The sequence below is a fragment of the Caulobacter sp. RHG1 genome (assembly GCF_013181195.1).
Classification (GTDB): Bacteria; Pseudomonadota; Alphaproteobacteria; order Caulobacterales; family Caulobacteraceae; genus Caulobacter.
In genome coordinates this window covers 228466-251884 of sequence record NZ_SMZP01000009.1, presented here as the reverse complement: position 1 = coordinate 251884, position 23419 = coordinate 228466, and the positions used below count along the sequence as shown (strand labels likewise).

23 protein-coding genes are annotated in these 23419 nt (G+C 67.5%); 18 read left to right on the top strand and 5 right to left on the bottom strand.

Annotated elements, in window-relative coordinates:
* Nucleotides 1-20: 20 nt before the first annotated feature.
* Genes E1H18_RS22985 through E1H18_RS22965 form a run of 5 tightly spaced genes read left to right on the top strand, consistent with a single transcriptional unit; the run spans nt 21 to nt 4642 of the window.
* Nucleotides 21-458 carry an HIT family protein gene (locus E1H18_RS22985; RefSeq protein WP_172273330.1) on the top strand — a complete coding sequence of 146 codons (438 nt, stop codon included), beginning with the start codon at nt 21-23 and terminating at the stop codon, nt 456-458.
* On the top strand, nt 455-1675 hold the full coding sequence (locus E1H18_RS22980) for an LptF/LptG family permease (protein ID WP_172273327.1): 1221 nt from the start codon (nt 455-457) through the stop codon (nt 1673-1675). Before E1H18_RS22985 ends, E1H18_RS22980 begins: the two co-directional genes overlap by 4 nt.
* Nucleotides 1672-2733, top strand: coding sequence for an LptF/LptG family permease (locus tag E1H18_RS22975; RefSeq protein WP_172273324.1), 1062 nt, complete (start codon nt 1672-1674; stop codon nt 2731-2733). The genes E1H18_RS22980 and E1H18_RS22975 overlap by 4 nt, the downstream gene beginning before the upstream one ends.
* The gene (gene bcerS / locus E1H18_RS26985) at nt 2733-3887 is read left to right on the top strand and encodes a ceramide synthase (RefSeq protein WP_172273321.1); all 1155 of its coding nucleotides are present in this window, start codon (nt 2733-2735) and stop codon (nt 3885-3887) included. The genes E1H18_RS22975 and bcerS overlap by 1 nt, the downstream gene beginning before the upstream one ends.
* Nucleotides 3791-4642, top strand: a complete 852-nt coding sequence (locus E1H18_RS22965; protein ID WP_172273318.1) for an NTP transferase domain-containing protein — start codon at nt 3791-3793, stop codon at nt 4640-4642. Before bcerS ends, E1H18_RS22965 begins: the two co-directional genes overlap by 97 nt.
* 100 nt (nt 4643-4742) lie before the next feature.
* On the opposite strand, the gene E1H18_RS22960 is transcribed toward E1H18_RS22965, so the two are convergent.
* A complete protein-coding gene (locus E1H18_RS22960) occupies nt 4743-5507 on the bottom strand; it encodes an NTP transferase domain-containing protein (RefSeq protein WP_172273315.1) in 765 nt (254 codons plus the stop codon).
* A 373-nt stretch (nt 5508-5880) separates the two neighbouring features.
* On the opposite strand from E1H18_RS22960, the gene E1H18_RS22955 reads away from it, so the two are divergent.
* The 6 genes from E1H18_RS22955 to E1H18_RS22930 all read left to right on the top strand — a co-directional run bounded on the left by E1H18_RS22955 (nt 5881) and on the right by E1H18_RS22930 (nt 12552).
* On the top strand, nt 5881-7083 hold the full coding sequence (locus E1H18_RS22955) for a glycosyltransferase (protein WP_172273312.1): 1203 nt from the start codon (nt 5881-5883) through the stop codon (nt 7081-7083).
* Entirely contained in the window at nt 7080-8063 is a 984-nt protein-coding gene (locus E1H18_RS22950; protein WP_172273309.1) for a flippase-like domain-containing protein, read from the top strand. Before E1H18_RS22955 ends, E1H18_RS22950 begins: the two co-directional genes overlap by 4 nt.
* Before the next feature lie 93 nt (nt 8064-8156).
* Nucleotides 8157-9128 (top strand): alpha/beta hydrolase, encoded by a 972-nt coding sequence (locus E1H18_RS22945; RefSeq protein WP_172273306.1) that lies wholly within the window; start codon nt 8157-8159, stop codon nt 9126-9128.
* Entirely contained in the window at nt 9125-10516 is a 1392-nt protein-coding gene (locus tag E1H18_RS22940) for a glycoside hydrolase family 28 protein (RefSeq protein ID WP_172273303.1), read from the top strand. Before E1H18_RS22945 ends, E1H18_RS22940 begins: the two co-directional genes overlap by 4 nt.
* A complete protein-coding gene (locus E1H18_RS22935) occupies nt 10513-11184 on the top strand; it encodes a DUF6250 domain-containing protein (protein ID WP_206679124.1) in 672 nt (223 codons plus the stop codon). The genes E1H18_RS22940 and E1H18_RS22935 overlap by 4 nt, the downstream gene beginning before the upstream one ends.
* Nucleotides 11185-11295: 111 nt before the next feature.
* The gene (locus tag E1H18_RS22930) at nt 11296-12552 is read left to right on the top strand and encodes an oligogalacturonate lyase family protein (RefSeq protein ID WP_370526581.1); all 1257 of its coding nucleotides are present in this window, start codon (nt 11296-11298) and stop codon (nt 12550-12552) included.
* Between the two features lie 115 nt (nt 12553-12667).
* Here the strand turns inward: E1H18_RS22930 and E1H18_RS22925 are convergent, their stop codons facing one another.
* The 4 genes from E1H18_RS22925 to E1H18_RS22910 are packed head-to-tail and all read right to left on the bottom strand — an operon-like array spanning nt 12668 to nt 16164.
* Nucleotides 12668-13432 carry a GDSL-type esterase/lipase family protein gene (locus E1H18_RS22925; RefSeq protein WP_172273297.1) on the bottom strand — a complete coding sequence of 255 codons (765 nt, stop codon included), beginning with the start codon at nt 13430-13432 and terminating at the stop codon, nt 12668-12670.
* A complete protein-coding gene (gene lldD / locus E1H18_RS22920) occupies nt 13429-14571 on the bottom strand; it encodes an FMN-dependent L-lactate dehydrogenase LldD (protein WP_172273294.1) in 1143 nt (380 codons plus the stop codon). Before lldD ends, E1H18_RS22925 begins: the two co-directional genes overlap by 4 nt.
* A 4-nt stretch (nt 14572-14575) precedes the next feature.
* Entirely contained in the window at nt 14576-15337 is a 762-nt protein-coding gene (locus tag E1H18_RS22915; RefSeq protein ID WP_172273291.1) for an SDR family NAD(P)-dependent oxidoreductase, read from the bottom strand.
* A gap of 23 nt (nt 15338-15360) precedes the next feature.
* Nucleotides 15361-16164, bottom strand: a complete 804-nt coding sequence (locus tag E1H18_RS22910; protein ID WP_172273288.1) for an IclR family transcriptional regulator C-terminal domain-containing protein — start codon at nt 16162-16164, stop codon at nt 15361-15363.
* Between the two features lie 258 nt (nt 16165-16422).
* On the opposite strand from E1H18_RS22910, the gene rhmD reads away from it, so the two are divergent.
* The 7 genes from rhmD (at nt 16423) to E1H18_RS22875 (ending at nt 23363) form a co-directional block, all read left to right on the top strand.
* On the top strand, nt 16423-17601 hold the full coding sequence (gene rhmD / locus E1H18_RS22905) for an L-rhamnonate dehydratase (protein ID WP_172273285.1): 1179 nt from the start codon (nt 16423-16425) through the stop codon (nt 17599-17601).
* Between the two features lie 21 nt (nt 17602-17622).
* Nucleotides 17623-18486 carry a fumarylacetoacetate hydrolase family protein gene (locus E1H18_RS22900; RefSeq protein ID WP_172273282.1) on the top strand — a complete coding sequence of 288 codons (864 nt, stop codon included), beginning with the start codon at nt 17623-17625 and terminating at the stop codon, nt 18484-18486.
* Nucleotides 18483-19232, top strand: a complete 750-nt coding sequence (locus E1H18_RS22895) for an SDR family NAD(P)-dependent oxidoreductase (protein WP_172273279.1) — start codon at nt 18483-18485, stop codon at nt 19230-19232. Before E1H18_RS22900 ends, E1H18_RS22895 begins: the two co-directional genes overlap by 4 nt.
* 19 nt (nt 19233-19251) lie before the next feature.
* On the top strand, nt 19252-20160 hold the full coding sequence (locus tag E1H18_RS22890) for an amidohydrolase (protein WP_172273276.1): 909 nt from the start codon (nt 19252-19254) through the stop codon (nt 20158-20160).
* A 77-nt stretch (nt 20161-20237) separates the two neighbouring features.
* Nucleotides 20238-20534, top strand: coding sequence for an L-rhamnose mutarotase (locus E1H18_RS22885; protein WP_172273669.1), 297 nt, complete (start codon nt 20238-20240; stop codon nt 20532-20534).
* Between the two features lie 58 nt (nt 20535-20592).
* Nucleotides 20593-21702 (top strand): glycoside hydrolase family 88 protein, encoded by a 1110-nt coding sequence (locus E1H18_RS22880; RefSeq protein WP_172273273.1) that lies wholly within the window; start codon nt 20593-20595, stop codon nt 21700-21702.
* 83 nt (nt 21703-21785) lie between these two features.
* Entirely contained in the window at nt 21786-23363 is a 1578-nt protein-coding gene (locus tag E1H18_RS22875) for an MFS transporter (RefSeq protein ID WP_172273271.1), read from the top strand.
* Nucleotides 23364-23419 lie beyond the last annotated feature (56 nt).

The window sequence follows — 23419 nt, the reverse complement described above, 5'->3', positions numbered from 1 at the left end:
CCGAAATTCCCGGCTTTCTCATGACCAATCCTACCGCCCTGGCGTTCGGCTATCCCGCTTCGAAGGTCGCGGAAACCGATCACTGGCTGATTCTGGTTCGTCCCAAGCAACCGACATTTGGGTCCTTGGTGCTGGTGTGCAAGGAAGCTGTCCAGGCGTTCTCCGAACTGAGTCCCGCCGCCTTCGCCGACCTGCAGGTCGCCGTAACCGGCATCGAGCGTCTATTGAAAGCCCAAGTCGCCTACGAAAAGATCAATTACCTGATGCTGATGATGGTCGATAAGGACGTTCATTTCCACGTGCTGCCTCGCTATGAAGGCGCGCGCGAGGATGAGGGCGTGAGTTTCCCCGACGTTGGCTGGCCCGCCGCCCCGGCCCTTGGGACCGCCGTCGAACTGTCTTCCGAAGCCGTCGCGCGCCTGGCCGACCGTTTCGCCAAGGCCTGGACACAAGCGTGAGCGCCAAGACCCTGACCGCCGGCCCCGTGAGGCTGATCGACCGCTACCTGCTGCGCCTGCTGCTGTGGCCGCTGGTCGGCTGCCTGGGCGTCACCGTCGTGGCCCTGCTGCTCGAACGCATCCTGCGCCTGCTGGACGTGCTGTCGCAGAGCAGCGCCCGCTTCGGCTATGTCGCGCAACTGGCCGCCAATCTGGTGCCGCACTATCTGGGCCTGGCCCTGCCGGTGGCGTTCTTCGTGGCGCTGTTCATCGTCATCGTGAAGCTGTCCGACGGCTCGGAAGTGGACGCCCTGCTGGCCAGCGGCCAATCGCTGGAACGCATCGCCGCGCCGTTCCTGGCCGTCGGCGTGTTCCTGGCCGTCTTCAGCATCGTCGTGTTCGGCTACATGCAGCCCTATAGCCGCTACGCCTACCGCGCCGTCATGCACGCGGCGGTCAATGCGGGTTGGAACGGACGGCTCGCCGGCGGCGCCTTCATCGACGACAAGGGCTCGATGCTGACCGCCGACAGCGCCGACATGGCCGGTCAGCGCCTGACCCGGGTGTTCATCCGTCGCCTCGACGCCCGAGGTCAGGAAGAGATCATCACCGCCGCCTCGGCCGACCTGAAGATGGACGCCGGCGGCAAGACCATCACCATGGACCTGAAGGATGGTCGCCGCATCGGCCATGACTCGACCGGGGCCTATCGCAATCTGGCCTTCGACAGCCTGACCACCCAGACGCCGCTGGCGGCCGCCGCCGTGCTGCTGCGCGACCGGGGCGGCGACGAGCGCGAACTGACCCTGGGCGAGTTGGCGCGACAGGCCAAGTCGCCCAATCCCGTCGTCTCCAAGGCCACGCTGGAAAGCGAACTCTACGGCCGCCTGGCGCGGGCGCTGTTCCTGCCGTTCCTGCCGCTGCTGGCCTTCCCGCTGGGCCTGGCGTCCAAACGCGGCAACCGGGCGCCGGGTCTGGTCATGGCTGGCGTGATGCTGCTGGCCTTCCAGCACTCGCTGCTGCTGGGTCAGAGCCTGGCCAAGGCGGGCAAGATCGCTGCCATCCCCGCCATCTGGATCCCGTTCTCGATCTTCGCGGGCCTGGGCGTCTGGCTGTTCATGGGCAGCCGCACGCGTCCGGGCGACACCCCGGTCTCGCGCACCGTGCGCCGCATCAATCACGTGGTCGCGCGCATCGTCCGCGCCCTGCCCTTGCCGAAGAAGCGACAAGCCGCATGAACCTGCAGCTCTATGTCCTGAAGACGGTCGCCACCCGCATCCTCGGCGCGGCCCTGATCCTGATGTCCATCCTGCAGATCCTGGACCTGCTGGACGTCACCACCGACATTCTCGACCGCGGCCTGGGTATCGCCGGCGTGTTCTTCTACGCCGGCCTGCGCCTGCCACGCCTGTTCGAGCAGGTGGCGCCGATCGCCGTCCTGGCCGGCGGCCTGTTCGCCTTCTCGGGTCTGGCCCGCGAGAGCGCCGTCGTCGCCATGCGCGCCAGCGGCGTCTCGGGCTATCGGATCATCGGCATGGCCATCCCCGCCGTCGCTGGCGTCATGCTGCTGGACGCCCTGTGCGGCCAGGTCCTGGCCCCCCGCGCCGATCCGGCTTTGGCCGACTGGTGGAAGAACACCACCCCCGTCGCCGAACGCAAGGAAGCCGCTCCCCGCACCTTCCGCGTCGGCGCCGATCTGATCATGGCGACCAGCGCCTCGGCCGACGGCCGCCAGATCAGCGCGCTCACCATCTTCCGCCGCAACGACAAGGGGATCCTGGTCGAGAAGGTCGAAAGCCCCGCCGCCCGCTTCGACGGCCGCGCCTGGGTGCTGGACCAGCCCAAGACCACTCGCTTCACCGGCGACCTGGCCCAGACCTCGACGGCGGCCTCCACGACCTGGGCCACGGCGCTGCGTCCCAACGATGTCCAGGGCCTGCTGGGCGACGACACCGCCCCCACCGCGGCTTCGGCCCGACGGGCGCTGCAGGACGGCGGCTCGGACCGCCCCGAAAGCTTCTACGCCACCCACCTGCAGGCGGCCTTCGCCAGCCCGTTCGTGTCGCTGGTCATGCTGCTGCTGAGCGCCCCGGTGGCGCTGGCCAACTTCCGTAGCGGCCAGGGCGCGGTGCTGCTGACGGGCGGCCTGGCCGCCGGCCTGCTGTTCCTGGTGGCCAACGGCATGATGACCGCCCTGGGCGAGTCCGGCGCCCTGTCCCCTTTCCTGGCCGTCTGGGCCGCCCCCGCGATCTTCGGCGCCTTGGCCGTCCGCACGTTCCTTGCCCTGGAGGGGTGATGGCCTTCGATTCCACCAATGCCGACCTGTCGGTCATTCCGGTCAAGACGCCCCAGGAGCTGAAGCGCTTCATCGCCCTGCCCGCCCGCCTGAACGCCAAGGATCCCAATTGGATCACGCCGCTGTTCATGGAGCGGACCGAGGCGCTGACGCCCAAGACCAACCCGTTCTTCGCCCATGCCGAGGTCCAGCTGTTCCTGGCCACGCGGGGCGGCCGTGACGTAGGCCGGATCAGCGCCCAGATCGATCAACTGACCCCTCAGCCGACGCCGGGCCGCCTGGACGGTCACTTCGGCATGATCGCCGCCGAGGACGACCCCGCCGTCTTCCAGGTGCTGTTTCGCGCCGCCGAGGACTGGCTGCGCGCCCGCGAACGCACGCACGTCGTCGGGCCCTTCAACCTGTCGATCAACGAAGAGGTCGGCCTGCTGGTCGAAGGCTTCGACACCCCGCCGATGATCCTGATGGGCCACGACCCGGCCTATGCGGGCAAGCGCGTCGAGGAGCAGGGCTATGCCAAGGCTCAGGACCTGTTCGCCTACAAGGCCGACGAGAACGGCGACATTCCGGAGATCGCCCAGCGCCGGGTGAAGCGCGGCCTGCCGTCCGGTGTGATCCTGCGTCAGCTGGACATGAGCCGCTACGACGCCGAGGTTCAGACGCTGACCGATATCCTCAATGACGCGTGGTCCGACAACTGGGGCTTCACCCCGACCACCGAAGCCGAGACCCACCAGCTGGGTAAGGCGCTGAAGCAGGTGATCGACAAGCGCCTGATCTGGTTCGCCGAGATCGACGGCGAAGCGGCCGGCGTCGTGGTCTTCCTGCCCAACGTCAACGAGGCCATCAGCGATCTGGGCGGCAAGCTGCTGCCGTTCGGCTGGGCCAAGCTGCTGTGGCGTCTGAAGGTCAAGGGCGTGAAGTCGGCCCGCATCCCGCTGATGGGCGTGAAGAAAAAGTTCCAGGCCACACAGCGCGGCCGCATGCTGCCCTTCTGGATGATGAAGGCCAGCCGCGATATGGCGATGAGCCTGGGCTACAATCGGTTCGAGATTTCGTGGGTGCTCGAAGCCAACAAGGCCATGTGCCACATCGCCGAGAACGTCGGCGGCACGCACTACAAGACCTATCGCGTCTACGAGAAGGCGCTTTGAGCCTGCCGTTCAAGGCGCTGATCCTGGCCGGCTCGCGCGGCGGCGAGGTCGATCCGGCCGCCGCCTATGCCGGGGTCAGCCACAAGGGCCTCATCACGCTAGAAGGTCGGACCTTGCTGACGCGGGTTCTGGGCGCGATCGAGGCCGCCGGCCCCCAGACCATCGGCGTCGCGGCCAATGACGAAGCGATCAAGAGCGCGCTCGCCGGCGCCAAGGTCGTGGTGCTGCCCACCGCCTCTGGACCCAGCCAGAGCGTCGAGAACGCCGCGCGCGAACTGGGCTTCCCGCTGGTCGTCACCACCGTCGACCACGCCCTGCTGAGGCCAGAGTGGATCACCCAGTTCCTGGCCGACACGCCCGACTGGGCCGATGTCGCGGTGCTGCTGGCTTCCGAGGAGAAGGTTCGGGCCGCCGCGCCGCAGACCAAGCGCACCTATCTGCGCTTCCAGGACGGCCGCTATTCGGGCTGCAACCTCTTCCTGCTGCGCAACGAAAACGCCCTCAAGGTGGTCGAGACCTGGCGCAAGGTCGAGGCCTTGCGCAAGCAGCCTTGGAAGATCGCCGCCATGCTGGGGCCGTCGTTCCTGATCCGCTATCTGCTGAACTGGCTGACGTTGGACCAGGCCGTGCTGAAGCTGGGCAAGCTGGCCGGCGTCAAGGCCGCCGCGGTCCGGGCGCACGATGGCCTGGCGGCGGTCGATGTCGACAAGCCGTCGGACCTGGATCTGGTGCGGGAAATCGTCGGCGAAGTTTGAGCCGCGAAACCTCGCCCTTCGACAGGCTCAGGGTGAGGCTTCTAATGCGACGTCTGAAATAGTCCTCACCCTGAGCCTGTCGAAGGGCGAGGACGGGCCCTCAGACCGTCTCGGCTTCCTTGGCCGCCCATTCGGCGGTCAGGGCGCGATTGCGGATCAGGTCTTCAGGGAAATCCATCTCGGCCCAGTCCAGACCCTGGATCGAGCGCACGCGGACGGCGTCGTGGTTCTGGGCGATCTCGTTGATGACGCTGAGATACCAGCGCTTCAGGCCTTCCGGCGTGCGCATGATCGCTTCCAGCGTCTGGATGAACAGCGCGCCGCCCTCAGCGTTGAAGCGCAGGAAGCCGATCGACTCGGCGTCGTATTCAGTGATGGTCTTGCCGATGGCGCGCAGGGCGTCGCCGTCGGTCAGCACCTTCATGTCGTCGCTGTCGTAGACGCCGTCGTCCTTGCGATCGACCGTCACGGTGATCGGCGCGTCCGGCGCGCTGATCAGGCGCTCGGCGATGGCCGGCTCAAACAGGGTGTCGCCGTTGAGGATCATGAACGGCCCGCCACGCATCTCCTCGCGCGCCAGCCAGCAGGTCGCGAGGTTGTCGGTGACGCTGTAGAACGGGTTGTAGAGCGTGCGGACGGTCATGCCCGGCAGGCTCAGGCCCGCGACCTCGGCCTCGACCAGGTCGGCGCGGAAACCGGTGACGACCACCGCCTCGGTGACGCCGGCTTGATGCAGGTGTCGCAGCTGCCATTCCAAGACCGTGCGTCCGGCCAGCTCGACCAGGCACTTGGGCCGGTCGTCGGTCAGGGGCGACAGGCGCTTGCCCTGGCCGGCGCTGAGGATGAGGGTCTTGACCGGCTGCATGACGTTTTACAAATCTCGCTGATCGGGGCGACTTCGCCCCTCTAGGAATCGTTGAACGGCGACCAGACCAGTCGCGCGCCGCATAACTGCGCACGAAGGCGCCTCACGGCAAGTGGCCCCGCCATGTCAAAGCCGCGCATGGCGCCGCAACGCAACCCCTGTCCACGCTTTTTCGCGCGATGCGACCAAACGGTGACGGTCGCCGCCTTAGAGACGTCGCCTACGTCACGGTTCAGCTTGAGTTCAGCTTCACCGGGAAATTGTCGTGCGTTCGACACGAACGGTCTTCCGTAAACTGAACCATTCCACCATATGGCCATTGTCATACGGAGGATTGGGCGGGGGCCTCGACACGTAGATCTACGGAGGCGTTGTGCTGCTCGCGGGAAAATCGATTCGTCAGGCCACTGAGGAAAAATCCGCCGAAGGCCTGCGCCTGGCGTTGTTTTCCGGCAATTACAACTACACCCGTGACGGCTCCAACCAGGCCCTCAACCGGCTGGCGTCCTACCTGATCGACGCGGGCGCCCAGGTGCGAGTGTACTCGCCCACGACCGACACGCCGGCCTTCGAGCCGGCCGGCCAGCTGGTCTCCGCACCGTCGGTCGCCCTGCCCGGCCGCGGCGAGTATCGCCTGGCCCTGGGCCTGACCCGCGCTCTGCGCGCCGACCTTGCTCAATTCCAGCCGACCGCCGTCCACCTGTCGGCGCCGGACATCCTGGGCAACCAGGCCGGCCGCTGGGGTCGTCGCCAGGGCCTGCCGGTCGTGGCCAGCCTGCATACGCGTTTCGAGACCTACCTGACCTATTATGGCCTGGACTGGCTGCGCCCCAGCGCCGAGCGGTATCTCGATCGCTTCTATCGCGGCTGCGATCGTGTGCTGGCCCCCAACGCCCCGCTGGCCGAGCTGCTGCGCGAGCAGGGCCTGGGCGAACGGGTCCGCGTCTGGGGACGCGGCGTCGACCGCAACCGCTTCGCTCCCGCTCGCAAGGACATGGCCTGGCGCCGGTCGCTGGGCGTGGCCGACAACGAGATCGTCGTCGCCTTCCTGGGCCGCCTGGTGATGGAGAAGGGTCTGGACGTGATGGCCGAGACCTTCGCCCGCCTCCGCGGCCAGCCGATCCGACCGCTGATCATCGGCGAGGGTCCTGCGCACGCCTTCCTGCAGGACAAGCTGCCCGAGGCGATCTTCACCGGCCATCTGGACGGCGAAGCCCTGGGCCGCGCGGTGTCCAGCGCCGACATCCTGTTCAATCCCAGCGTCACCGAGGCGTTCGGCAACGCCACGCTGGAGGGCATGGCCGCGGGTCTGGCCGTGGTCTGTCCGCTGGCCCCCAGCACCAGCGCGCTCGTCATCGACGGACAGGACGGCGTGCTGACGTCGACCGCCGACGCCAGCGCCTATGCCGATGCGATCGCCGGCCTCGTGGCCGAACCGATGCGCCGCCTGCGTCTGGCCCGCGCCGCCCGGATCTCCAGCGCCCGCTACGACTGGAACACGATCTGCGCCGCCGTCCTGGACGTCTACCGCGACCTGGGCGCCGCCCCCGTCCAGCGCGCCCGCACCGCTGCATGACCACACAGGCCCCGGCCAAGCCCTCTCCCTGGAAGGGCTGGCTGCTGACCATCGGCATCGGCCTGCTGGCCGTGTTCCTGGCCACGCATGGGGCCGGCGCCGTCCGCGCGCTGGTGCTGGAGGTCGGCTGGCAGGCGGTGTTCGTGATCCTGGCTCACCTTCCCGTCACCTTCCTGGCCGGCGTGGGCTGGTGGGTGCTGATGCCCCCCGAGCGCCGCCCGTCCCTGGCGTTCATCTTCCGGCTTCGGCTGATCAAGGAAGGCGTCAACGCCCTGCTTCCCGTCGCCCAGGTCGGCGGTGAAGTCGTGCGCGCCAAGCTGGCCGTGCGCAACGGCCTGACGATGGCCGAGTCCACCGCCAGCTGCGTCGTCGACGTGCTGGCCGGCACTGTGGGTCTGTTCATGATCATCCTGGCCAGCCTGATCGTGGCCATGGTCACGCTGAACAACCCCGACCTGGCCATCGCCGGCCTGGCGATGCTGGGCGTCATCGCCGCTCTGGCCGGCGGGCTCTTCGTCGCCCACAAGGCCGGGGTCGGCCGGCGGATCGGCCAGTTCTCGCAGCGCTGGACCGCCATCGCCAGCCGGGTTGGCGAGCTGGGCGAAGCCTTCCGCGGCATCGGCCGTCAACGCGCCAACATCTTCGCGTCCTGGGCCTGGCACATGGCCGCGTGGGTCGGCGGCGCGTTCGAGACCTATGTCGCCATGTGGGCCTTGGGCCTGCACCCCACCCTGCTGCAAGCGCTGATCGTCGAGGGCCTGGCCCAGGCGGCCAAGGTCGTGGGCTTCGCCATTCCCGGCGCCTTGGGCGTGCAGGAAGGCGGTTATCTGCTGATGGGCGGCGCTCTGGGCCTGACGCCGGACCAAGCCCTGGCCCTGTCTCTGCTGCGTCGCCTGCGGGAGCTGACCCTGGGCAGCCTGGGGCTCGTGCTCTGGCGGACCACCCGCTCTCCCGATCCCACGCCAGCCCTTCAAACCTAAATCCCATATTGCAGGACAATATCCTGCATTTTGACATTGAAAGCCGACAGGACCGCCGCTACCACTTTGCTCAAAGAAAAGTGGGAGGCGTTCATGGCGATCGAACCTAATCGGCGAACCCTGCTGGGCCTGACCGCCGGTCTGGCAGCCGCCCCAGCTCTGGCGCGCGCCGCTCAGCCCGTCGCCGCTTCCAAGCTCGACATCTTCGACCTCTGGCCCGGTCCTGCGCCAGGCGGTGAAAAGGTCACGGTTACCGAGCAAGTGATTGCGCGCACGCCCAACGATCCGACCGACACGGCCTTCCTGCACGTCACCCGGCCCTGGCTGACCATGCGCCGGCCGGTCAAGCCCAATGGCGCGGCGGTGCTGCTGATCCCCGGCGGCGGTTACCGGCGGGTAGCCACCCGCAAGGAAGGCGGGCCGATCGACGCCTGGCTTCTGGAACAAGGCCTGACCGTCTTTGCCATGGACTATCGCCTGCCCGCCGACGGCTGGGCCGCCGGTCCCGACGTGGCTCTGCAAGACGCCCAGCGGGCCATGCGACTGATCCGCGCCCGCGCGCCCTCGCTGGGTGTCGACCCGGCCAAGGTCGCCGCCCTGGGCTTCTCGGCCGGCGGCCACGTCGCCGCGCGTCTGGCCACCCAGTTCGCCCGCGAGACTTACGCGCCCGTCGACGCAGCCGACAAGCTGCCGACGCGTCCCTTTGCAGCCGGCCTATTCTACCCCGTCATCACCATGACCCAGCCGCATGCGCATGCCGGCTCGGCCACGGAACTGCTGGGCCCCTCGCCCAGCGACGCTCAGCGCCTGGCCCAGTCGGCCGAGCGCCAGGTGCCCGCCGACACGCCCCCGACCTTCATCATGGCTCCGGCCGACGACGCCACCGTGCCGGTCGAGAACAGCGTGCTGATGTGGCAGGCCCTGCGCGCCCAGAAGGTCCCGGTCGAGGCGCATCTGTTCGAGGTCGGCGGCCACGGCATGGGCCTGACCGGTCCCGACGGCAAGGTGCTGGCCTGGACCGGCCTGCTGGACGCCTTCTTCAAACGCCACGGCCTGTACGCATGAAACTGGCCACCGACACGATCAACGCGGCCATCGTCCACGCCCATGCGCGCGGCGGCGGCGAGGTCGTGCTGCCGGCCGGCCGTCACCTGTCGTTCTCGATCCGCCTGCTCAGCGGCGTGACCCTGAAACTGGCGGAAGGCTGCGTGCTGGAGGCCGCTGATCCGGCCTTGCATGGCGGAACCTACGACCCGGCCGAGCCCAATCCGCACGACCTGTGGCAGGACTTCGGGCACAGCCACTGGCGCAACAGCCTGATCTGGGCCGAGGACGCCGAGGACATTGCCATCGTCGGCCCCGGCCGCATCGACGGCGCCGGCCTGACCCGCGAGGGCCCGGGCTCCCGCTGGAGTAAGCAGGCCGGCGAATTCCCGCTCAGCATGGCCGGCCTCTCGGCCGAGGTGATGGCCGAGCTGTCGCCGCAGGTCGAAGCCATGGCGGGCCTGGGCAACAAGGCCATCGCCTTCAAGCGCGTGAAGCGCGCCCGCATCGAGGGGCTGACCGTCTTCCAGGGCGGCCACTTCGCCGTGCTGGCCACCGGCTGCGAGGACCTGATCCTGCGCGACCTGATCGTCGACACCAACCGCGACGGCCTGGACATCGACGCCTGCCGCGACGTGCTGGTCACCGGCTGCAAGGTCAATACGCCCAACGACGACGCCATCGTGCTGAAGAGCTCCCTGGCCCTGGGCGAGGTCATCCCCACCGAGCGGGTGGTGATCGAACACTGCGAGGTCAGCGGCTTCGATCCCGGCACCATGCTGGACGGCACGTTCGGCCGGACCCAGCTCGTTTCCCCCGACCAGGACCGCGTCACCGGCCGCATCAAGCTGGGCACCGAGTCCAATGGCGGCTTCAAGGACATCACCATCCGCGACTGCCGCTTCGTGCGCTCGCGCGGCCTGGCGCTGGAGACCGTCGACGGCGGTATGCTGGAGAACGTCGTGGCCGAGCGCCTGACCCTCTCCGAAGTCACCACCGCGCCGATCTTCTTGCGGGTTGGCGGCCGGCGACGCGGACCCGAGGGCACGCCGCTCAGCGCCATGCGCAACATCGTGCTGCGCGACATCACCGCCACCGACATCCTGGCCGACTATGCCGCGACGATCGCGGGCCTGCCGGACTCGCCGATCCAGAACGTCACCCTGTCGAACATTCGCCTGTCCTATCGCGGCGGCGGTCCGGCCGCGTGGGCGCAGCGCCAACCGGGCGACCTGCCCGACGCCTATCCCGAGCCCAGCATGTTCGGCCCCTCCCCGGTCCACGGCCTGTGGGCGCGACATGTCGACGGCCTGAAGATCGACAATCTGGTCATCGAGACCACGACCCCGGACGCCCGGCCCGAGCAGCTTTTCGAGAACGTCCGGCTGCGGGAAGAGACCCCGGCATGATGCTGGACCGCCGCGACCTGCTGGCGGGCCTCGCCGCCGCGCCATTCGCGGGCCGGCCGCTGCACGTCGATGACTTTCGCGACGGTCTGCGCCAATGGGCGATCGAGGCGGAGAAGCCCGCGACTGTGACGGCGCAGAACGACGTGCTGGACATCATCGCCCCCAGCGGCCTGACCGCTTGGTTCCGCCCCGAGCTAACCGGTCCCGTGGCGATCGCCTACGAGGCCAAGGCCGTCTCGGAAGGCGGGCCGTGGGACCGAGTCAGCGACCTCAACGCCTTCTGGATGGCGCGCGAGGCCGACGGCGGCTCGCCGCTTAAGCATCCGCGCTCGGGCGCCTTCGCCGACTACGACACGCTGCAGACCTACTATGTCGGCCAGGGCGGCAACGCCAACACCAGCACACGCTTTCGCCGCTATGTCGGCCGGGCCGGCGACCGCCCCATGCTGCCGCGTCACAACCACGCCGCGGCCGACGAGATGCTGACGCCCAACCGCTGGAGCGCCGTGCGGCTGATCGCCGACGGCCAACGCATCGAATACTGGAGCGACGGCCGGCGGCTGTTCGATCTCCAGGATCCGCAACCCTACACACGCGGCTGGTTCGCCCTGCGCACGACCCAGAGCCACCTGCGCGTCAGGAATTTCACCGTGTCCCGGCCGGCTTAAGGCCGCCATCGTCATCCGGAGGGCTAGCCCATGAGATCGTTTGTGAAATCACTCGCCTTGGGGGCCTTGGCCTCCCTGGCGCTGGCCGGCGCCGCCCCGGCCCAGGACGTCATGACCGCCGCCAAGCCCGGCGCGCCCGAACCGCCGTTGGAATGGATCGACAAGTCCACCGGCCACCGCCTGGTCCGCCTGTCACGCGAGGCCGGCAGCTCCAGCCTCTATTTCAACTACAACGGCTACACGCCCAAGGGCGACCGGCTGGTGTTCTCCACGCCGAACGGCATCACGGCCATGGACCTGAAGACCCGGGCCCTGACCAAGATCGTCGACGGCAAGGTCCGGCTGCTGTTCGTCGGCCGCAAGACCGGCGCGGTCTATTACGAGAAGGCCCTGACCGCCGATCCGGCCGGCCCCAAGGCGGTGATGGCCACCGATCCCTACACCAAGGCCACGCGCCAGGTGGCGAAGATGGAGCGCGGTGGTCTGCAGTCGCTGAACGCCGACGAGACCTTGCTTGCCGGCGTGGCGGTGCGCACCGACGTGCCGATCCCGGCCAACATGATGGACGCCCTGCCCAAGAACCCCGACGACGTCAAAAGCGCCGACGGCAAGGAGCTGTCCTACGCCGAGGGCCGCGAGGTGCAGCTGAACGCTCGCCTGGACAGCCGCATCCCGATGGAGATCTTCACGATCGACACGCGGACGGGCGAGCGCAAGATCGTCCACCAGGCCACCGACTGGCTGAACCACCTGCAGTTCTCGCCAACCGATCCGGGTCTGCTGATGTTCTGCCACGAGGGTCCCTGGCACAAGGTCGACCGCCTGTGGCTGATCCGGACGGACAGGACCGGTGATACGCCTGTGAAGATCCACACCCGGACCATGAACATGGAGATCGCCGGCCACGAATGGTTCAGCGCCGACGGCAAGACCGTCTGGTACGACCTGCAGACCCCGCGCGGCGAGGACTTCTGGGTCGCCGGATACGAGATCGCCACCGGCAAGCGCGACTGGCTGCACGTCAACCGCAACGACTGGTCGGTGCACTTCAACAGCTCGCCGGACGGTAAGTGGTTCGCCGGCGACGGCGGCGACAGCGAGATGGTCGCCCACGCCCCGGACGGCAAGTGGATCGTGCTGTTCAAACCCCGCGCCATCCCCGATGTCGCCGGCATCCACGCCCCCGGCGCCGAGCACCTGACCCGTCCCGGCGTGCTGGACTCCGAGCGTCTGGTCGACATGCGCGACCACGACTACCGCCTGGAGCCGAACGTGACTTTCACGCCAGACCAGAAGTGGCTGGTGTTCCGCTCGAACATGCACGGGGCCAGCCACGTGTACGCGGTGGAGATCGCCAAGGCGCAGTAGGCGCTGTGCGTCCTTCGAGGCACGGCTTTGCCTCGCACCTCAGGATGAGGAAGTTTCTGATCTCCTCATCCTGAGGCGCCCGCGGAGCGGGCCTCGAAGGACGCAGAGCTTGTCCCTAAGGACAGCCCGGCCCGCCCAGCTTGGCCTGGTTGTCCAGCGGCGCCGGCCGCACATAGCGTGAAATCGGCAGCTTCAGTTTCACCAGGCTCGTCGCCACCAGGGCCGCGCCCAGGCGGGCGCCGCGCTCGTTGACGTGGGTGTCGTCGGTGATGCCGTCCGGGAAGCGCGCGATCCCGTCATAGGGCGCGTACTGCAGATAGAAGCCGCGCGAGGCCATCTGTCCCCTCGCCTTCAGCGCCGCCATCATGTCGCCGTCGAGGTCGACCAGCGGAACCTTCAGATCGTTCGCCACGCGGTGGATGGTCGCCGCATAGGCGGTATGGGCGTCCTTGAGTTCGCCGTTCTCCCACAGCCAACGGGCGATCGGCGTGACCAGGACCGGCGAGGCCTTCTTCGCCCGCACGTCAGCCACGAAGCGGCGCAGGTTGACCTCGTAGGCGCCGTTCGGATCGGTGAAGCGGACGATCTTCTTGGTGTCGGCGTCGTTGTGGCCGAACTGGATCAGGACCGTGTCGCCGGACGTCAGCTGGGCCAGCAGCTGATCCCACAACCCCTCCTCGATGAAGGTCTTGGTCGAGCGGCCGCCACGCGCCAGGTTCACCACCTGGACGTCCGGCGTCAGCGAGCATTTCAGCACCATGCCCCAGCCCATCTGCGGATAGCTGGCGGGTTCGTAGTTGGCGGCGGTCGAGTCGCTGGCGATGACGATACGCGGCGGCGTGGTCGAAACCGCGGCCGCCAGGGCCAGGGCCGCGATCACGCCTTCAGCTCCGCCAGGATCGAGCGGTCGATGCTGGCGACGTCGCGAACGCCGGTCAGGGCCATGGCCACGCGCATCTCCTTCTCGATCAGGTCCAGCAGTTGGGTGACCCCGGCCTCGCCATTGGCGGCCAGGGCGTAGACGGCCGCACGGCCCAGAAGGACGCCCTTGGCGCCCAGGGCCAGCATCCGCACCACGTCCAGGCCCGAGCGCACGCCGCTGTCGGCGAGCACGGTCAGGCGATCACCCACGGCGTCGGCGATGGCCGGCAAGGCGCGAGCCGAGGACAGCACGCCGTCCAGCTGGCGGCCGCCGTGATTGGAGACCACGACCCCGTCCGCGCCGATGTCGGCGGCGGCCTTGGCATCTTCCGGGTCCAGCACACCCTTGATGATCAGCGGGCCCTTCCACAGGTCGCGGATCCACTCCAGATCCTTCCACTGGATGGAGGGGTCGAAGTTCGCCCCCAGCCAGCCCATGAAGTCTTCCAGGCCCGAGTTCTCGCCCAGCACCGGGGCGACATTGCCCAGGGTGTGCGGCCGGCCCATGACCCCGACGTCCCAGGCCCATTGAGGCTTGAACATGGCCTGGATCATGCGGCGGGCGGCGGCGTTGGGACCGCTCATCCCCGAGTGCGCATCGCGATAGCGGGCGCCGGGCACGGGCATGTCGACGGTGAAGACCAGGGCGGTGGCCCCGGCCTCGCGGGCGCGGATCAGCAGGTCGCGCATGAAGGCCCGGTCACGCAGCACGTAGAGCTGGAACCAGATCGGATTGGCCGAGGCCTTGCTGACCTCGTCCACATCGCAGACTGAGACGGTCGACAGGCAGAACGGCACGCCCTTCTTGGCGGCGGCCCGAGCGGCCTGGCACTCGCCACGACGGGCGTACATGCCCGTCAGGCCGACCGGGGCCAGGGCCACCGGCAAGGCCTGCTTGACGCCGAACAGGGTGGTCGAGGGATCGGCCGCCGAGACGTCCTTCAGAACCCGCTGGCGCAAGGCGATGTCGGCCAGATCCGAGACGTTGCGGCCCAGGGTCCGCTCGGCATAGGCGCCGCCGTCGATATAGTCGAACAGGAAGCGCGGCAGCTTACGCCGCGCCGCCTCGCGGAAATCCGTCGTGGAAGAGACGATCACCGGACTACTGCAGGTTCACGAAGGCGCCGCCGTCGACCAGCAGCGCCGCGCCGGTCACGTACTTGGCCAGGTCCGAGGCCAGGAACACGATAGGCCCGGCCAGGTCGTCGGGCTCGCCCAGGCGGCCCAGCGGAATACGGCCAGCCATGTATTCGCGCTTGGCGACGTCGGCTAGGTCGTCCTTGTTGATCGCCGTCTCGATGGTGCCCGGCAGCACCGAGTTGCAGCGGATGCCGTACTTGCCCAGCGCGATGGCGGTCGACTGCATCAGGCTGTGCACGCCGGCCTTGGTCGGGGTGTAATGGGTCTGCATGCCGCCGCCGACCAGGGCGCTGATCGACGACACCGCGATGATCGCGCCGCCGTTCCCCTGCTTCACCATCTGATTGGCTGCGGCCTGGACCATGTAGTAGGCGCCGAACAGATTGACCTTCATCGTCCGCTCCATGACCTCAGGGGGCATGTCGAGGAAGGCATGGAAGGGGCAGATGCCGGCGTTGTTGACGAACACATCGACCTTGCCGAACGCGTCGACGGCGGCCTGCACGAAGGACGTGGCGGTCTCGACATTCGCCACGTCGCCCTTGATGGCGATGGCGCGACGGCCCAGAGCTTCGATCTGGGCGACCGCGTCGGCGGCCCCGGCTTCGTCGGAGTGGTAGTTGATCGCCACGTCCGCGCCGTGCTGGGCGCAGCCGATCGCGGCCGCCTTGCCGATCCCCTGCGAGGCGCCGGTCACCAGCACCACCTTGTCCTTCAGCAGCATTTCCTACCTCTACTTTGTAAGCTCTAGCGGGCTAGCCGCTTGCCGTTCCAACCCAGGTCGCGGCCGATCGCATTGGCCGTGTCGCGGACGTCGTCGACCAGCGCGGCGAGGCGCTCGTCGTCCATGTACTGGGCCGCGCCCGAAACGCTGATGGCCCCGACGATCTGGCCCGACGCCCCCCGGATCGGGGCGGCCACGCAGCGGATGCGGTCTTCGTTCTCTTCCATGTCGAAGGCCACGCCGCGCTTGGCGTAGTCGCGCATCCATTCCATCCAGCGCTTCTCGTCCGGCGCGCCCGGGGCCGGCGGGCCTTCCGAGCGGTACAGCGAGCGCCAGCGCTCCTCGTCGTCATCCAGCACCAGGGCCTTGCCCAGGCCCGTCGAGCGGACCGGCTGGCGGTCGCCGACGCGCGAGCTGATGTTGATCCGGCGACGGCCGGTCAGCTTGTCGAGATAAAGCGCCCGGTCGGCGTCCAGAACGCCCAGGTGGACGGTGTCCTCGGTGTCGTCCCACAGCTTTTCCAGATGTGGGCGCGCCACGCGCGGCAAGTCCATTTGCTGGCTAGCCAGATAGCCAAGCTCCAGGAGCTTGGAGCCCAGGCTGTAGCCTTCGCGCGGGGCCTGCGAGAGCAGTCGGCGCTCGACCAGGGCCGTGGCCAGGCGGTGGGTGGTGCTGCGCGTCAGACCCAGCTGCTTGGCCAGGGCCGGCAGTGCGATCGTCCCAGATTCCGCAACCACGTCCAGCAGGTCGAGGCCCCGAAACAGGGTCTGGCTGCCGCTAGGAGTCTTGGCCACCGCGGTGTCGTCATTGCTATCGGCGGCGCTCACCCGTTCCGTCCCCTTGACGCTGATCGTTTCATTTTGTAGCACTACCTCTCATATTGTGGAACGCAACGCAAGCGGACAGACGCCGACTCTAAACGTTGGCCGACACCCAGCGATAGCGTGTCACAGGTTGTGTTGGGGAGGTAGGCGCGGCCGAGCGGCGGCGCCAGGACATGGCGGAGCGGTCCGCCCTGCTCGCGCCTCTCCTTGTCCCGAACGTCGCCTCGAGGCGACGTCCATAAGGTTGGAGCCTCGTCGCCCATGGCGTTTCCGGTCATCAAGCATGTTCGCGCCTTCGTGGTCCGGGGCGGCGGCGCCGACTATCATGACCAGGGCGACGGCCACTGGATCGACGACCACATCGCCACGCCGATGTCGCGCTATCCGGAATATCGCCAGAGCCGCCAGAGCTTCGGCATCAACGTGCTGGGCACTCTCGTGGTCGAGATCGAAGCCGCCGACGGCACGATCGGCTTCGCGGTGACCACCGGCGGCGAGCCGGCCGCCTATATCGTCGAAAAGCACCTGTCCCGCTTCCTGGAGGGCCGCGACCCGACCGAGGTCGAGAAGATCTGGGACCAGATGTATTTCTCGACCCAGTACTACGGCCGCAAGGGCTTGGTGGTGAACGCCATCTCGGGCGTCGACCTGGCCCTGTACGACCTGCTGGGCAAGCTGCGCCAGGAGCCGGTCTACGCCCTGCTGGGCGGCAAGGTCCGCGACGAGCTGACCTTCTACGCCACGGGCGCGCGCCCGGACCTGGCCAAGGAAATGGGCTTCATCGGCGGCAAGATGCCCCTGCACCACGGCCCGGCCGAGGGCGAGGAAGGCCTGCGCAAGAACATCGAGGAACTGGCCACCATGCGCGAGCGCTGTGGCGAGGACTTCTGGCTGATGTTCGACTGCTGGATGTCGCTGGACCTCAACTACGCCACCAAGCTGGCCCACAAGGCCCACGAGTATGGCCTGAAGTGGATCGAGGAAGCCCTCAGCCCCGACGACTACTGGGGCTATCGCGACCTGAAGAAGAACGCGCCCAAGGGCATGCTGGTCACCACCGGCGAGCACGAAGCCACCCGCTGGGGCTTCCGCATGCTGCTGGAGATGGAATGCTGCGACATCATCCAGCCGGACGTGGGCTGGTGCGGCGGCGTCACCGAACTGATCAAGATCGCCAACCTGGCCGACAGCAAGGGCGTGATGATGATCCCGCACGGCTCGTCGGTGTACAGCTACCACTTCGTCATCACGCGCCATAACAGCCCGTTCGCCGAGTTCCTGATGATGGCCCCCAAGGCCGACGAGGTGGTGCCGATGTTCCACCCGCAGTTGATCGGCGAACCCGTGCCCGTGAACGGCAAGCTCAAGCTCTCCGACGCCCCCGGCTTCGGCGTCGAACTCAATCGCGAGGTCGGTCTGCACCGTCCTTACGCCCGCTGATCTCATTGAAAGCGTAGAACCATGAAACTGCTCCGCTACGGCCCCAAGGGGTCCGAGAAGCCCGGCCTGCTCGATGCTGAAGGTCAGATCCGCGACCTGTCGAGCCACGTGGCCGACATCACCGGCGCCCAGCTGTCGCCGGCCAGCCTGAAGGCCCTGGCCGCCATCGACCCGTCCACCCTGCCGGTGGTCGAAGGCTCGTCCCGCTACGGCGTGCCGGTCAACGGCGTCAGCAAGTTCATCGCCGTGGGCCTGAACTTCGCCGACCACGCCGCCGAGTCGAACCTGCCGATCCCCGAGGAGCCGGTGCTGTTCACCAAGGCCGTCAGCTGCCTGACCGGTCCGAACGACAACGTGATGATCCCGCGCGGTTCGGAAAAGACCGACTGGGAAGTCGAGCTGGGCGTCGTGATCGGTTCGCGCGCCTCGTACGTCACCGAGGAAGAAGCCCTCGACCACGTCGCCGGCTACGTCCTGATCAACGACGTGTCGGAACGCGCCTTCCAGATCGAGCGCGGCGGCACCTGGGACAAGGGCAAGGGCTGCGACACCTTTGGCCCCGTGGGCCCCTGGCTGGTCACCTCGGACGAGGTCGGCGATCCGCAGAACCTGGGCATGTGGCTGGACGTCAACGGCGCCCGCAAGCAGGACGGCTCGTCCAAGACCATGATCTTTCCGATCAGCAAGCTGGTTTCGTACATCAGCGAGTTCATGACGCTGGAACCGGGCGACCTGATCACCACCGGCACCCCGCCCGGCGTCGGCATGGGCCAGAAGCCCTCGCCCGTCTATCTGAAGGCTGGCGACGAGATCCGCCTGGGCATCGAGAAGCTGGGTGAACAGCGCCAGATCGTCGTGGCCTGGTCGAAGGACGGCGTCCAGTGAGCGTCTACGCAGATCGTTTCGCCGGCCGCACGGCCGTGATCACCGGCGGCGCCTCGGGGCTGGGCAAGGACACCGCCAAGCGTCTGGTCGCCGAAGGCGCCAAGGTCGCCCTGTGGGACCTGAACGCCGACGCGCTGAAGGAAGCCGCCGAGGAGGTGGGCGCCAGCTTCACCTACGCCCTCGACGTCTCGGACCAGGCTGCGGTGGCTGCGGCCACGAAGGCCAGCCTGGAGGCCCTGGGCAAGATCGACGTTCTGGTCAATTCGGCCGGCATCACCGGCGCTACCGTTCCGGTGCACGAGTTCCCGCTCGACAGCTGGAAGCGCGTGATCGACATCAACCTGAACGGCCTGTTCTACTGCTGCCGTGAAGTGGTGCCGCACATGCTGGCCGCCGGTTATGGCCGCATTGTCAACGTCGCTTCGGTGGCCGGCAAGGAAGGCAACCCCAACGCCAGCGCCTATTCGGCGTCGAAGGCCGGCGTGATCGGCCTGACCAAGTCGCTGGGCAAGGAACTGGCCGGCAAGGGCGTGATCGCCAACGCCCTGACCCCCGCCACCTTCGAAAGCCCGATCCTGGCCCAGCTGCCGCAGAGCCAGGTCGACTACATGCGGGGCAAGATCCCGATGGGTCGCCTTGGCGAGATCCACGAGAGCACTGCGATGGTCTGCTTCATGGCGTCAGAGGAGTGCAGCTTCACCACCGCTGCAACCTTCGACACCTCCGGCGGCCGGACGACGTTCTAAGAAAAGGTACCCTGGAGCCATGGCGTACACCGGCCCCATCGTCGATCCCCACATGCACCTGTGGGATCTGGATCGGCACTACTACGCCTGGCTCCAGGACACCCCGCTGCCGAACAATCCGGCCGGCGACATGACGTCGATCGCTTACAAGTCCTACGGCCTGTCGGACTATCTGGCCGACGCCAAGGGTTGGAACGTCGTGCAGACGGTCCATGTCGAATGCGGCCTGCCCCCTGAGGACCAGCTGTCGGAAACCGACTGGCTGCAGGAGATCGCCGACACGCGCGGCGTGGTGGCCGGCATCGTCGCCGGCGCCAATCTGGACGATCCGGACGTCGAGGCGATGCTAGCGGCCCACGCCGCCCGCCCCGCCGTTCGCGGCGTCCGCCAGATCGTCAACTGGCACGAGGACCCGACCAAGACCTACGGTCCCTCTGACAAGCTGCTCGACGCCCGTTGGAGGACGGGTTTCGCGCTGCTGGCCAAGTACGGCCTGTCGTTCGATCTGCAGCTCTACGCCTCGCAGATGGCCGTGGCCGCCGAGCTTGCCGACGCCCATCCGGACATCCCGCTGATCGTCAATCACGCCGGCATGCCGACCGATCGTGACGAGGCGGGCTTGGCGGCGTGGCGCGAGGGGCTGGCCGTCCTGGCCCAGCGCCCGAACGTCAGCTGCAAGATCTCGGGCCTGGCCATGGTCGACCGGTCGTGGAGTACGGTCAGCCTGAAGCCCTTTGTGCTGCAGGTCATCGAGACCTTCGGCGTCGAGCGCTGCCTGTTCGCCAGCAACTTCCCGGTCGAGCGCGTGCACGGCAGCTTCGGCGCCTTCTACGCGGCCTATGACGCCATCACGGCGGGCTTCAGCGACGAAGAGCGCGAAGCCCTGTTCGCCGGCAACGCCCGGCGCATCTACCGCCTGCCCCACTAAACAAGAACAATAAAAACAATCACCTACAGGAGGACATTGTGAGCACCACGCCCGAGGACCGTCCCCTCGCCTTTCGCATGCAGCTCAAAGCCGGCGTCGCCGCCGAGTACGAGCGCCGCCACGACGAACTGTGGCCTGATCTCGCGCAAGCCCTGCGCGGCGCCGGGATCTACGACTATTCGATCTTCCTGGACGAAGAGACCATGAGCCTCTTCGCCGTGCTGCGCCTGCGTCCTGACCACAACAAGGACGCCCTGCCGCTGCAGCCGGTGATGAAGCGCTGGTGGGACTTCATGGCCGACCTCATGGAGGTCCATCCCGACAACAAGCCCGTCGAGTGGCCATTGAAGCCGGTCTTCCACTTCGCGGGCTGATCCGCCCCCTACACGCGGCCGCGCGCCGCCCTACCCGACTTTCTCTGGAGACTTCCCCGTGCCCAATCTCGCCCATGGCCTGGACGCCAAGGACATCAAGGCCAAGATCGCCTCGCTGATCAGCAACCTCGTCGACATCACCGACGAGACCGGCGAGTTCCTGCTGCGCCTGGACGACGGCCGCGTCATCGACACCAAAGGCTGGAACGACTGGGAATGGACCCACGGCGTGGGCCTCTACGGCCTGTGGAAGCAGTACGAGATGCACGGCGACGAGCGCGCCTTCGACATCATGACGCAATGGTTCGCCGACCGCTTCGAGGCCGGCACCCCGACCAAGAACATCAACACGGTCTCGCCGTTCCTGACCCTGGCCTATCTCTATGAGGCCACCGGCGACCACACCTACATCCCCTATCTCGAGACCTGGGCCGACTACGTCATGTACGAGGGTCCGCGCACCGAGGAAGGCGGCTTCCAGCACATCGTCTTTAACAGCGAGAACCCGCAGCAACTGTGGGACGACACGCTGATGATGAGCGTGCTGCCGCTGGCCAAGATCGGCCTGCTGCTCGACCGCCCCGACTTCGTCGAGGAGGCCAAGCGCCAGTTCATGGTCCACATCAAGTATCTGGCCGACCGCAAGACCGGCCTGTGGTTCCACGGCTGGACCTTCGAGGGCCGCCACAACTTCGCCGACGCCCTGTGGGCGCGTGGGAACTGCTGGGTGACGATCGCCATCCCGGAGTTCATCGAGCTCCTGGACCTCAAGCCGGGCGACGGCCTGCGCGCCTTCCTGATCGACGCGCTGGAAGCCCAGATCAAGGCCCTGGCCCAGTTCCAGGACGCCGAGAGCGGCCTGTGGCACACGATCATCGACGACAAGACCTCGTATCTGGAAGCCTCGGCCACGGCCGGCTTCGCCTACGGGATCCTTAAGGCCGTGCGTAAGCGCTACATCAGCAAGGAATACGAGGCCGTCGCCATCCGCGCCATCAAGGGCGTGCTGGCCAATATCGATGAGGCGGGCGAGCTGCAGCAGGTCTCGTTCGGCACCCCGGTGTTCGACACCATCCAGGGCTACAAGGACATCCCGCTGACCTCGATGCCGTACGGCCAGTCCCTGGCCATGCTGGCGCTCGGCGAGTTCCAGCGGGCATTCATCTAACAACAACCACATAGCCGGTCCGCCCAAGGGGACGGACCGGTGAAGGGGCGTGAAGACCCCGCCTTGAAGGGAAAGACACGCACATGGCCACGCCGGAAACCCGCACGCCCACCTGGATCAACTACTGGGGCTGGGGCTCCGGCGACATGCTGGGGGCCGGCGCGCAGGCGGTGATCACCGGCTGGCTGGCCTATTTCTTCATCACCTTCTGCGGGCTGTCGCCGGTCGAGGCAGGCCTGATCCTGGGCCTGCCGCGCCTCCTGGAAGCGATCACCTGCCCGCTGATCGGCTACATCTCCGACAACCTGCGCCACACCTGGATCGGGCGGAAGATCGGGCGGCGCAAGGTCTTCCTGATCGCCACCATCCCGCTGCTGCCGGCCTTCGCCCTGATCTTCGTCAGCGGCCAGACCTTCACCTACTATCTGGTGACGTTCATCTTCTTCGAGTTCGTCTACACGATGTTCTTGATCCCGTGGGAGACGCTGGCCGCGGAGATGACCAAGAAGTACGAGGAAAAGGCCAAGTTCGCCGGCGCTCGGATGATGGTGGCCCAGACCTCGGCGATCCTGGCCTCGTATCTGCCGACCCTGATCATCAACAATTTCGGCGGCAAGGACTCGCCCAACACCTTCCTGATCATGGCCGCCATCTTCGGCGTGCTGTTCAGCCTGGTGGTGACCCTGGTCGTCTTCCTGTCGTGGGAGCGCCCCTACACCGAGGACGAAAAGCTGATCCAGCCCGAGCCGATGGACTGGAACAAGGCGGCGATGATCCCGGTCAACATGTTCCGCGACCTGTTCTCGACCCTGAAGATCAAGGCGTTCCGCCAGCACCTGTCGCTGTATCTGGGCGGCTACATCAGCCAGGACATCTTCAACACCGCCTTCCCGCTGTTCGTGGCCACGGTGATGATGGGGGCGACCCTGGTGATCTCGCAGCTGATGACGACCATGTACGTCGCCCAGCTGATCTCGGTGATGATCGCCGTCAATGTCGTGATCCGCACCGGCCCGGTCGTGGCCTATCGCATCGCCATCAGCTTCGTCGGCGCGGCCCTGGCGCTGTACCTGGCCTTCTTCCTGATCAAGCCCGCGGGCTTCGCTGAAGGGCTGTCGGCCCTGGGCGGCAACCTGTTCGGCGGCGGCGCGAGCCTGGGCGTCCTGTTCTGGCTGTTCGTGCCGATCGTCCTGGCGGGCCTGGGCCGCGGGACGCTGAACTTCGTGCCGTGGAGCGTCTACAACTACCTGCCCGACATCGACGAGGCGGTCACCGGCCAGCGCCGCGAGGGCATCTTCGCCGGGGTCATGACCCTGACCCGCAAGGTCGCCCAGTCCGGCGCGATCGTGCTGACCACCAGCCTGATCGGCCTGGGCGGCTTCGTCGCCGCCGACAAGAGCCACCCCGGCGCGGTGATCGTCCAGACGCCGGAGGCCGTGCGCGCCCTGGTGCTGGTCATGGTCGGCGGACCGGTTCTGGTCATGCTGGCGGGCCTGGTCGCCTCGTGGTCGTTCCGCCTCAACGCCCGCACCCACGCGGTGCTGGTCACCGAGGTCGAGCGCCTGCGCGCCGGCGAGACGGAGGCCGAGACCGAAGAGTCCAAGAAGATCGTCGAGGACCTGACCGGCTGGCGCTACGAACGGCTGTGGGGGCGCGGCTAAAGCCCCTTAAGGCGCAGTTTCCTCGGAGCCGCTGGGCGTGACCGGCGTTTGACACC